General features: G+C 62.6%; 11 protein-coding genes. 2 read left to right on the forward strand and 9 right to left on the reverse strand.

Annotation, left to right across the window (positions count from 1 at the left end; genetic code table 11):
• Positions 1-143 precede the first annotated feature (143 nt).
• Positions 144-1,019, forward strand: a complete 876-nt coding sequence (locus tag HRU71_12395) for a type II secretion system protein (GenBank protein ID QOJ04235.1) — start codon at positions 144-146, stop codon at positions 1,017-1,019.
• Between the two features lie 170 nt (positions 1,020-1,189).
• Here the strand turns inward: HRU71_12395 and HRU71_12400 are convergent, their stop codons facing one another.
• The 5 genes from HRU71_12400 to HRU71_12420 all read right to left on the reverse strand — a co-directional run bounded on the left by HRU71_12400 (position 1,190) and on the right by HRU71_12420 (position 4,971).
• Positions 1,190-1,918, reverse strand: a complete 729-nt coding sequence (locus HRU71_12400; GenBank protein ID QOJ04236.1) for a hypothetical protein — start codon at positions 1,916-1,918, stop codon at positions 1,190-1,192.
• 134 nt (positions 1,919-2,052) lie between these two features.
• Entirely contained in the window at positions 2,053-2,670 is a 618-nt protein-coding gene (locus HRU71_12405) for a PEP-CTERM sorting domain-containing protein (GenBank protein ID QOJ04237.1), read from the reverse strand.
• Between the two features lie 58 nt (positions 2,671-2,728).
• Positions 2,729-3,433 carry a prepilin-type N-terminal cleavage/methylation domain-containing protein gene (locus tag HRU71_12410; protein QOJ05007.1) on the reverse strand — a complete coding sequence of 235 codons (705 nt, stop codon included), beginning with the start codon at positions 3,431-3,433 and terminating at the stop codon, positions 2,729-2,731.
• Between the two features lie 305 nt (positions 3,434-3,738).
• Positions 3,739-4,014, reverse strand: a complete 276-nt coding sequence (locus tag HRU71_12415) for a hypothetical protein (GenBank protein ID QOJ04238.1) — start codon at positions 4,012-4,014, stop codon at positions 3,739-3,741.
• 189 nt (positions 4,015-4,203) lie between these two features.
• The gene (locus tag HRU71_12420) at positions 4,204-4,971 is read right to left on the reverse strand and encodes a DUF2817 domain-containing protein (protein QOJ04239.1); all 768 of its coding nucleotides are present in this window, start codon (positions 4,969-4,971) and stop codon (positions 4,204-4,206) included.
• Between the two features lie 55 nt (positions 4,972-5,026).
• On the opposite strand from HRU71_12420, the gene ispG reads away from it, so the two are divergent.
• Positions 5,027-6,241 carry a flavodoxin-dependent (E)-4-hydroxy-3-methylbut-2-enyl-diphosphate synthase gene (gene ispG, locus HRU71_12425; GenBank protein ID QOJ04240.1) on the forward strand — a complete coding sequence of 405 codons (1,215 nt, stop codon included), beginning with the start codon at positions 5,027-5,029 and terminating at the stop codon, positions 6,239-6,241.
• Positions 6,242-6,363: 122 nt separating this feature from the next.
• Here ispG and HRU71_12430 read toward each other — a convergent pair whose 3' ends face one another.
• From HRU71_12430 to HRU71_12445, 4 genes are all read right to left on the reverse strand, one after another.
• On the reverse strand, positions 6,364-8,556 hold the full coding sequence (locus tag HRU71_12430; GenBank protein QOJ04241.1) for a glutamine synthetase III: 2,193 nt from the start codon (positions 8,554-8,556) through the stop codon (positions 6,364-6,366).
• A gap of 338 nt (positions 8,557-8,894) precedes the next feature.
• Positions 8,895-9,236, reverse strand: a complete 342-nt coding sequence (locus HRU71_12435; GenBank protein QOJ04242.1) for an MmcQ/YjbR family DNA-binding protein — start codon at positions 9,234-9,236, stop codon at positions 8,895-8,897.
• A gap of 70 nt (positions 9,237-9,306) precedes the next feature.
• Complete coding sequence (locus HRU71_12440) at positions 9,307-9,933, reverse strand: hypothetical protein (GenBank protein QOJ04243.1); 627 nt, start codon at positions 9,931-9,933, stop codon at positions 9,307-9,309.
• A gap of 45 nt (positions 9,934-9,978) precedes the next feature.
• On the reverse strand, positions 9,979-10,968 hold the full coding sequence (locus tag HRU71_12445; GenBank protein QOJ04244.1) for a hypothetical protein: 990 nt from the start codon (positions 10,966-10,968) through the stop codon (positions 9,979-9,981).
• Positions 10,969-11,250: the final 282 nt, after the last annotated feature.

An 11,250-nucleotide genomic window follows, 5' to 3' on the forward strand; every position in this document is an offset into this window, starting at 1 on the left:
CCGGCCGCCGCGAATCCGAAAACGGCCATCCCTCCGGCTCGACGCTTGTCGCATGGCCGGTTGAATCGCTATATTGATTGCAACGGCGTCGTGTGTTCGGCGCCCCTGTCTCGTGCTCGTCTCATGTTGCTTCGGATCACGCCATGATCCAGCCACGCCGCTGCCATCGCTTGCCCCGTGCGATCGACCGCGCCTTCACGCTCATCGAGGTGCTCGTCGTCATCTCGCTGATCGCCCTGCTCGTTTCAATCCTGCTGCCGGCGCTGAACAAAGCACGCAACGAGGGGATGATCGTCAAGTGCCTGGCGAACCTGCGCGAGCTGATGATGGCCACGCAGTACTACTGGGACGCCAACGACGATCAGAAACTCGTGCCGTGGTACCAATGGCCGGTCCATGCGGGCTACAACCCGAATCCAATCTCGCCGTGGGTCTTCGGCGGGTCCAAAGCGACTCGGCCCGGGCAATACCCGAATGCTGACAGCAGTCTCTATCCGGCCGAGATTCGCCCGCTGAACAAGTACATCGACCCCTACGCCCGCGGCACGCAGTTGATCCGCTCCTTCGTCTGCCCCGGCGACCGCTCCAATTACGCCCCCATCATCGGCACCAACCAGGAGAACATCGAAGAGGAAGTCGTCTCCTCCTGGGAGGCCAACGGCACGAGCTACTCGCTCAACACCAGCTTCATGGAAGGCTACGGCGGCGGAACGGGGAACTTCAGCATCAACGACATCCAACCGTTCACCCTGCGGATCGCCCCCTACCTCACGGGTGGCCACGCAGCGCGATTCATCATGTGGGGCGAGCAGGGCTTCTATACCTCCTGCTATCGCGCCACCCCGCAACTGCCCAACCAGGCCAGCCCCCTTAAATGGGGCTGGCATCGAAAGTTTTCCCACTGGTCGGCCGGCTTCGCCGACGGCCACGCCATGCACGGATTTTACGACACACGTCTCGTTTACGGCCTGGGCGGCACGATCTGGCAGCCGGATTTTCGATTGCCGAATGGGTCGTAGCCTGATCAGCGCCGCGAATGTCAGGGAGCGGATTCTTCGTTCTCGCCAAATTCGCATCAAATTGAATCACGCCGCGGGCCATTGCTGTTCCGCCGCAGGACGGCGACGGCTCGAACCGAGGACGGGCGCGGCAGGGCCGCGGCCTTTGACGGCCATGCTCGCCAGAAGTGTCACGTACCAGTCAGCAGCATCCCCACGAACGACCCGATATCCTCCACCGACGCATACCCGTCGCGGTTGGTGTCGGCCCGGCAGCGGTCCTCATCGGTGTGGCCGGCGGGGTCGAGCACGGTCGCGACAAAGTCGGCGATGTCGCGCCCGTCGATCGCCGTATCCCCGTTGCAGTCGCCGCGCACGCAATCGACCGTCGCGAAGTGGAAGGTGAACTCGCTCGACGTCGCGTAGCCGGTCGTGCCGGTGTCCACGAGCTTGAACGTCGCCCGCCAGAGCACCTTCAGCGGATCGAAACTCGCATGATCCGAATTAACGTGCCACGTCAGGTGCGCGTGCAGCGCCGCCCCGCCGAGCAGCGCTCGTTCGCCGGGATCGTCGATGATGGCGAACGTGTTGGTGATCGCGCGAAACGCCGGATCGGCCGCGACCAATTCCAGCCGGATCTGGCAGCCGCTCGCGAGCGTAAATAAATCATTCTCCGGCTCATCGACGACCAGGTGATCAAACCCCGGATTGTTATCGGCCCAGCCGTTGAACAGACCGCTGCTGGGAGGCAAGAGGACGATTTCATCATCGGGAACGAACCCACCGGGATCGATGCGAAGGACGTTCGCACCCGACCGCCCGACGATGACATCGCCGGCGTGCGGCTGTGCGAACACTGCATTACCAAACACGGCAACCAGAACGGTCGCGGTCCATCCATGCAAAGTGCGGTACGTCATGACAACCTCCCAATCAGGCTAAATCCATGCAGAAAACGGTGGCCGCACGAGGGAACAGGCCGGCGCGGCGGGTTTGCCGCGCGCAACCTGAAGCCCCCGGCAGAAAGACTCCATCGCACATCAATTGCTTCAACCTACCGCACGACGCGACGCCGCCTCCACGCAAGGCAGGTCGCCCCCATCGCCATGAGCGTCAAGGTGGCCGGTTCCGGCGTAAAGACAACTGTCACGGGATCGCTCGCCGCGTACCCGTTCGGATTGGCGTCCACAAACCGAAACGTCGCATGCCATTCGGTCTGCATCGGGTTGAATCCGGCATCCGTGGAATCGACATGCCAGAACGGGTGACCATGCACCGGCGTAAGCCCGAGGCTCCACGTGTCACCCGGATTGCTGAACGTGGATGAGAATCCCGGCGTCCAGCCCTTCAGCGCGGGATCGAAGCTGATGACTTCCAGCACGATCTCGACGTCGTCCGGCAGGGGTACGAGCCCGTCGAATGGAACCTCCAGCGAGATCAGCCCCGGCTCATCCAGACCATAGCCGAACAGAGGACCCGCCAATTCTCCCAGCGCGACTTGCTCGCCCGACCAGATCACGGCCAGCTTGTTCTGGTCCACGTCAAGCCCGATGTTGACATCATCCTCTTTGATCATCCCCGCGTGGGCGGCCTGCGCCATGGCAGCCACCAGGCCCAGCGTGACGAACAGACGAAACGGCGCGCGCAAGGCGCGATGAAAACTCTTTGTCATGAGAACACTTTCCCTTCACAAGAAACAGTGACCCGGCCACCGTTTCGGCCGCGCGGGCCTACCAGGCGATTTTCGGGTCGTACTTGTTATGAATCCACGAGAGGTTTGGAAATGAGCTGTGGAGCAGGTCGATGGCGTACGTCTCCTCGAACCGCTCCGGCTCGGCATGGCCGTCCACAAATCCGTAGTTGGCGCGCGTCTGGTGCCGCTTGATCTGCACCTCGCGCGACGCCAGCGGCAGCGGATTGGCGAACCACGTCTCCGGGTGAACGTGATCGGCGACGGCGAAATCGCCCGTCTCCGCCAGTTCAGCCCAGAAGATCGTGGTCGACGGCCGGGTGATGCGCGTGGCGTTGTTGAACTCCTCACGCCCCTCCAGCGTTCCGACGGTGTAGTAATTGGTCGCGTAACTCAATCGCCGCAACTGGGTCGTCCCCGGAAGGTGTTTGATCCAGTACGGGCTTTCATCCGCAGGGCAGCGGCAGACCTTCTCCGAACCGATCTCCTGCGACACCGTGTTGATCCACGCATTGGCCTCGTCGACGCTGCCGCCGTGGGCAAACCCGACGGCCGGCAACCGCCCGTCGTTGTTGTCGGCGTACATCTGCACGGCCTGACCGAGGCTGTGCAGATTTGCCAGACAGGCGGTCGAACGACTGATCTGCCGCGACTTGTTCATCGCGGGCAGGAGGATGCTGATCAACAGCGCGATGATCGAGATCGAAACCAGCAGCTCGATCAACGTGAAGGCACGTTGCTTCATGGCAGGCTCTCATAGCCGATTCAAATCACCCTCTCCCTTACAGGGAGAGGGCTGGGGTGAGGGTCGTTTGTTGAGAGTCCTCAACGTTTCCCCCTCACCCGACCTCTCCCCCAGAGGAGGAGAGGAGATTTTGAACCTTCGCTAGCAATCACCGGAGAGATCGACCCAGCGACTGCAACCAAGCGGACGATTGAACAGATTGAACGCGAAAAACACCGCGCGGTAGCGCGTGAAGGCACGGACGCCATGCAGAGCGAGCGCGCGGGGCGCGGGAATGCACGATGGCCGTGAGTGAGAAGTTCGCGTTAGTCCAGAGGCGGCGCGCGGGGCGAAGCAGGCGTGCGATGGATTCGGCTGATCGGTGCCGCCAACGCGACCGCTTTTGCGCGACGGACCGATTGCGGCAGGAACATGTAGAACGCCGCCGCGACTATTAGCGCCGCGGCAACCGTGACGAGCAGGTAACAGGTCTCGCAGCCGGCCTTGAACCCGGCGTCGTGATCATGCAGCGCGGCCGCAGCGCCCGTCGCGAACGCGGCGAACGTCAGCACCAGCAACCAGGTCAAAACGCGCTGTTTCATATTCAACGAGCCGATGGTGCGAGTCGAGTCGCAGACCGCCGCAACGGGCAATCGATGAACCCACTCGCATTACATTGTAATACGGCCGACGGGCCTGTCAACTGGATTCCCGCGGCGGGAGATCGCATCCGATCGGCCGTGCGGGTCGGGCGACTCACCTTTGGAGAGCTGAAGCCCGCGGCTGGTTGCCTACTCACCGGGCGGCGATTGCGGAAACGTGATTGCCGCGACCATCATCCGACCGTGGCGGGTCCAGAGAGCATCCGGGGAGAGCCGTTCCTCGTTTGGAGGTAGCTCCAGCGTGATGATGGGGATCCCCAGCGACTCCCCGGCAAACGACCCCAGCGATCCGGGCCGGCCCCCCAGCTTCTTCACCGGCAGTTCGCTGTACCGACCCATCGCCCGGGCCAGGGCCTCGGCCGGGCCGTCGTAGTCGATGCACACCAGCGGCTGATGGATGCTCACGATCCGCGCCGGGCGATGCTTGAGGAGCAATTCGTGCAATACGCGACTTTCCGGTTCGGAAAGCGCCGAGTTGCCGTGCCGGTCCGACGTCTGGTAGTTGTCGGCCGGGAAGTTTCGATTCAAATCGACGCCGCGCACGTTGTGACGAATCTTTTTCGCGTAACCGTCGGGGTTGGCCACGGGCATCAGCAGCACGCGGCGACCTTCGAGCATCGCGGGGTTTGCGGCGATGTACTCCGCGAGGCGGTTGACGATCGGGGTACCAGCCCATTCGTTGCCGTGAATCGTCGCCATGATGAACACGACATCCGGCCCGTTGCCCGCGGTGAGCAATTCAATCGGTCGGTTCTCGATCGAGCGACCGAGGATCGTGCTTTGCCAGATTCCGTCACGTGGCGGCGACGGCTCGTTCGGCTTGAGGCACCCTGCCGACAACAGGAACGGAGCGAGCAGAACGCAACGGGATGTGAAACGGCGGGTGGCTGTGCTCAAATCAGGCTCCCAGCTAGAATCCACGAAACTGCGGGCAGTTTCGGAGACGAGCGGCATGAATGCAAGGCGGCGGACGCGACAGGTGCGGGTTGGGCCGGTGGCCATCGGCGGCGATGCGCCGGTGTCGATCCAGTCCATGACCAGCACCTACACGTGGGAGATCGACAAGACCGTTGCGCAGATTCAGGCGCTGTCCCGGGCCGGGGCCGACATCGTGCGCGTGGCCGTGCCAGAGGCGAAGGACACCGAGGCGCTGAAGCACATCCTGCCGCAGGTGCCGGTGCCGATCGTGGCCGATGTGCATTTTCACTTTCAGCGGGCGATCGAGGCCGTCGAGGCGGGCGTTCACAAAATCCGCCTCAATCCCGGAAACTTGCAGGATCGCAAGCAGGTGGATCGCGTGATCCGGCTTTGTCGCGAACGCAGGGTGCCGATCCGCGTCGGTGTGAACGAGGGCGGCATCGTCGAGCGGCGCGACAAGGACAAACGCGCGGCCGAGAAGGCGCGGCTGGAGACCGACTACGAGGGCCACCTCGTCGGCATCATGCTCGAGAAGCTCGCGGAGTATCTGCGCATCTTCGACGAGAACGATTTTCACGACGTGGTGATTTCGGCGAAATCGATTGATCCGCGGATCGTGATCGCGGCATACCGCGAGATCAGCCGGCGCTACGACTACCCGTTGCACCTGGGCGTGACGCACGCCGGGCCGAAGGAGACGGGCTGCATCCGCAGCGTGGCGGCGCTGGGGGCGCTGCTGGCCGAGGGAATCGGCGACACGGTGCGGATCAGCTACGCGAGCGATCCGGTGTTTGAAGTGGAAGACGCCAAGGAGTTGCTAAGCTGTCTCGGCCTGCGGGCGCGCGTCGAGCCGGAGCTGATCGCCTGCCCGACCTGCGGCCGAATCGAGATTGATCTCATCACGATGGTGCAGGACGTTCGCCGGCGGCTGGCGGAGATCAAGACGCCCGTCAAAGTCGCGGTGATGGGCTGCGTCGTGAACGGCCCCGGGGAGGCCGAGGGCGCCGACGTGGCGATCTTCGCCGGCAAGGGCAAGGGCATCATCTACGTGCAGGGCGAACAGAAGCGAACAGTCACCGAGGCCGAGATGCTCGAAGCGCTGTACGAGGAGTGCGTGGCGTTCGCGGCGCGCGTCGAACGCGGCGAGGCAAAGCTCTCCGGCGGCGGCGTGACGATCAAACCGCCCGACCCGCTGCCGCGGGCCGATGGGAGCTTGCCGTTGACCGTCGTAGCAACCAGGCGCGATTAGCGAATGTGCAGAGGGTGCGTCCCCGACTCGCCGGGGGATACCGTTGTAGGGCGCCTCCGCGATGTGCACGCCATGGGCGGTGCGCCGAGGACGCAACCTACGGTTGGCTCACGGTTCCCGCCTCAATACATGAACAACATCTCACGATACTTCGGCAGCGGCCAGTAGTTGTCGTCCACCACCAGTTCCAGCGCATCGGCCGCCGTGCGCACGTCGTTCATCGCGGGCTTGACCTGGTCGCGGTAATACAGGGCGTGCTTGAAATGGTCCCCCCCGCCATGGTCGGCCTCACTGCGGATGCGGTCGAGCGTGTCGACGGCGGTGTGCAACCTGGCCAGCAGGGTGGACACGCTGCGCAGCGTCTTCTCCGGCGCGGTCACGTCGCCGCCGGCCTGCTTCGTGCCGACAAGGCAGGCCGCGACATCGGTCTGATATTTCATCACCGCCGGGAGAATCTGCGTCCGGGCCATGTCGCTGGTCAGCTGCGCTTCGATGTTGATCGTCTTGATGTAGGCTTCCAGCGCGATCTTGTAATTCGCGTCCATCTCCGTCGGCGTCAGCACGGCGTGGCGATTGAACATGTCCTTCACGACCGGATCGACCAGCACCGTCAGCGCGTCCACGCTCGACTTCACGTTGGGCAAGCCGCGCTTCTCGGCCTCGGCCTCCCACGCGCTGCTGTAATTGTCGCCATTGAAGAGAATCGCCTGGTGCTTCTTGAGGTTGTCCTGCACGACCTTCTGCACGGCCGCCTCGAACTTCGCCCCGCGGGCCGTCTCGGCCTCGATCTCGTTGGCGAGCGTGTCCAGCGCGTCGGCGACGATGACGTTCAGCACCGTGTTCGGAAACGCGATGGACTGGCTGGAACCGACCGCGCGGAACTCGAACTTGTTGCCGGTGAACGCGAACGGACTCGTGCGATTGCGGTCGGAATCGTCGCGCGGCAGCGGCGGCAGGCTGGAAACGCCAAGCTGGATGAACCCGGCGGAGCGAACGCCCTCGGGCTTGCCGCTGATGATGCCGTTGACCACTTCGGTCAATTTGTCGCCGAGATAAACGCTGATGATCGCGGGCGGGGCTTCGTTCGCGCCGAGGCGATGATCGTTGCCAGGCGTGGCGATCGATGAGCGCAGCAACAGCGCGTTCTTGTGAATGGCACTGATGACCGCCGTGAGAAAGACAAGAAATTGCGCGTTCTCATGCGGCGTGTGGCCGGGGTCGAGCAGATTGTTGCCCCGGTCGTCGGCGATGGACCAGTTGTTGTGCTTGCCGGATCCGTTGACGCCGACAAACGGCTTTTCGTGCAGCAGGCACTTGAAGCCGTGCTTCAGGGCCGCGTTCTTGAGCACCTCCATCAGCAGCATGTTGTGATCGACGGCGACATTCGTCGTCTCATAGACCGGTGCAATTTCAAACTGACCCGGCGCGACTTCGTTGTGCCGCGTCTTGATCGGGATCCCCAGCTCGTACAGCGTGCGCTCCGCGTCCATCATGAACGCCAGCACGCGCTCCTTGATCGAGCCGAAGTAATGGTCCTCCATCTCCTGCCCCTTGGGCGGGCGCGCGCCGAACAGCGTGCGGCCGGCGTTGATCAGATCGGGCCGCAGGAAATAAAAGCGCCGATCGATGAGAAAGTACTCCTGCTCCGGTCCGGCCGTGCAGGAGACGGACTTCACGTCCTGGTTGCCGAAAAGCCGGAGCATTCGCACGGCCTGCTTCGACAGCGCGGTGATGGATCGCAGGAGCGGCGTCTTTCGGTCCAGTGCCGTGCCGTCGTAACTGTAAAACGCCGTGGGGATGCAGAGCGTCTTGCCGTTGACGCTGTCCATGAGAAACGCGGGGCTGGTCGGGTCCCAGGCGGTGTAGCCGCGGGCTTCAAACGTGCTGCGGGTGCCACCCGAGGGGAAACTGCTGGCGTCCGGCTCGCCCATGATGAGGTTCTTGCCGGAGAACTCGACGATGGCCTGACCCTCGGCCGTGGGTGTCAGAAACGTGTCATGCTTCTCGGCGGTCAGGCCGGTCAGCGGCAGGAACCAATGGCAGTAGTGCGTCGCCCCGCGCTCAATGGCCCAGTCCTTCATCGCGTTGGCGACGACATCGGCCACCGCCGCGTCGAGCGGTACACCCTCACGCATGGTCCGGATCAGCGCGCGGTAAGCGTCCTTCGGCAGCTTGGACTGCATCGTGGAGAGGTTGAACACGTTTTTCCCGTAGATCTCGCGCACCGGCTCGGCCTCGGGGTGAATCGTGGCGGCGGGCATGCGCTGGGCGCTGATCGCGGCAATGGCGTCAAAACGACGGCGGGCAGGTGTCATACGTGGGGTTCCTCTGGAATCGTCAAAACGTCTAATCGTCGATACGTCCTATCAAGTCCCGACGAGCCGACCGCGACAGCGGTCCAACCCAACAAGACGATTGAGCGAGCAATCGAATCAAGGGCGACGGAAATCTCGGCGCGCGGATCGCTTCGCTGCTTTCCCGTTGGGTACGATCCAGGCTTCCGAACGATGACATACGGTGCAAGCCGACACCGGGTTCTACAGCGTGTCGGGCGCTGCTTCTTCCGACCGGACGGCCGATCAGCCTTCCGCGTAGAAAGCGGTATTCTCGGACGCCCACGGGATTTTTCAAGGCGGCGCGAAACGGCCCGATTTCATTGGCCGGATTGGAACTTTTTGATCAGCTTCGCCGGAGCGGTGTTGAGCCACGCGGTCAACAAGGCGGCCTTCACCGAGGCTGCCCTCGCCGGCTTAAGCAGGATGTACGTCGCGCCGCGCTGGCCCCAGCCGCCGGGGACGGGGGAGAAGACCTTCGGCGCTTGTGTGACGAATTCGGCCTGCTGCGCCGGGAACAGCCTGACCATTCCAAGACCTGCGTCGGGTCGAAGCGTGGCGAAGATCCTGCCGCCGACGCGAAAATCGGGATGACCCATGTGTTCGTGCTCGATCGTTTCAGGAAGCGCCAAGGCGAGTTTACGGTATGCAGACGGAGACATCGAACGCTTAATCTTAACCATTCATGGCTGACTGCTGCCCGAATTCAATTCGCGTTCGAGCGTGATCGACTCAACTGCCTTGGGATGCGCCGGTGGACTGACTCGACGGAATCTGCGCAAGCCCTTCGTCCGCCATCTTGATGAGCGATTGGCCGGCCAGGTTCGCCATTTTGCAGACAACGTCATCGTTGCCCACATTCGCGCTTCCGACCCGCCGAAGACAGGAATACAGCCGTTTGGCCGCGGCGTGGTCCCCCGCGTCCATCGCACGCTGCGCCCGGCGTACAAGCTCTTGCGAGAAATCGCCGAGACTTTGGTACCCAGCCAGTTGCTGTTTGGCCCACTGCCCAGCCTCTTCTGCCGACGTGCGAGAGACCTGCTGGGTGTACTCTTTCACAAACGCCGTTTCGGACATCAGACTCGGACGAAAATCCTCATCCGGAGCGTCGGATTCAGCGAGCTTCAGCAACGACGCAATGGCTGCATCCGTTCGGCCGTCGGCCCAAACGGTGAGAATCTCACGGATGTTTTGCCGGTCGTGCGCGGTGGAACCGCCGTCCGCCGGCGCCGAATTGAGACTGGACGATGCCGAAGCAGGACGCGGGTCGCCCTGCTTATCGCAACCGGATTGGCTCGACAGGCACAAGGCGGTGACTGCCAGGATGGCTGCACAAGCATGTGGGATGGTACGTGGCATGGGATCCCTTAACCAATGATACGACCTGACCGAACAACCTGATGGCTACGGGCATTGTGAAGCCACGAAGGCCTGTGCGTCGTCATCCCAAACCTTTGCTCCCTCTGGGGGAACAATCCGGAACATTTCAACCGGGATCTCCGTATTCACGAACAGATCAGTAAGAGTGTACCTCATTTCAAGGGCAGGCGTTCCGTCCGATTCATAACCGGTCATGACAACCGAGTGCGGCCAGCAAGTCTGATCGACGCCCGTTCCCGATGTCAAATAATCGCCAAACTCGACCGAGGCGAACATCCGGCCCGTCGTCGTCACCCATTCAATTCGAGCCAATTGATGGCTCGAGCCGGCTGGGACATAAACGTACTGGACGTAATCCTCCCCCTCAAAGACGCCTCCCGGGAACTGGGCTCGCTTAAGGGCGCGGTTCGGAGCGTTTGGCGGAGGGATGAAGTCGGTCCAAGTCACGTTCCAGAAAGACTCCCCGACCTGGTCCGCTCGAATATCCTTCAGACGCACAAACACGGGATCATTCCGGTCATCCACCGGATATCGAAACTGAACCAGTTGGAGGATGGGATTCGGCAGGACGCCCAAAACACCGGCCTTGTCCGTCGAGGAGACCGACAGCACCTTCGCGTCATCAAATAGAATCTGAAAGTGATCCCCGTCGAAGGCGACGGCGCCGTTGTAGCACGTCAGGCTGTTGCCCTCAACGTGCGAACGGTAGTGATACCGCTCACCATCCGCCCAATACTCCACCTCGGCGCCGACCGGAGTCCCAACCACGCTTTGATATTCGGCGGGGTAGGTCGCGTCGGCCCGGATGACGAGAATCTCTACCAATGACTTGAAATACAAACCGCGATCCGCTTGAAACTGGCTAAAGAGCGATCGCAGCCCTTCGCTCTCAACAGGCAAGTCGGCGCGAAGGCCAAATGGGACATGCACCAACGCAGCCAGTCCGAACAGGATTCCATACAACCAGGTACGCCGGCTCGCGGATTCTTTGGCACGACGGGGGGCGTTAGGCATCAGAATCCTCCGCACGATCAGCGATTCAATCGCCCGGCCATGGACGGCGTTCCGCGAACACACGGCGCAGGCGATAGCGACGCATACCGTCAAACGGGCGGACCCGCCCTGCACAGGCCGGACATCGGCGGCGGGCCGCACGAGATCGGGAAAAGACCGAAAGCATATCGAAACCCGCAGCGGCCGCCGGTCGTCTCGAGGCTTCCTGTCTGGCTTGTATCAACCGCCAAGACTGTGATGGACGACGGCGCAGGAGCGCATTTTGTGCCGGGAACCACGCAG

Source organism: Planctomycetia bacterium (genome assembly GCA_015200345.1).
In the GTDB taxonomy this organism is placed as follows: domain Bacteria; phylum Planctomycetota; class Phycisphaerae; order UBA1845; family UTPLA1; genus PLA3.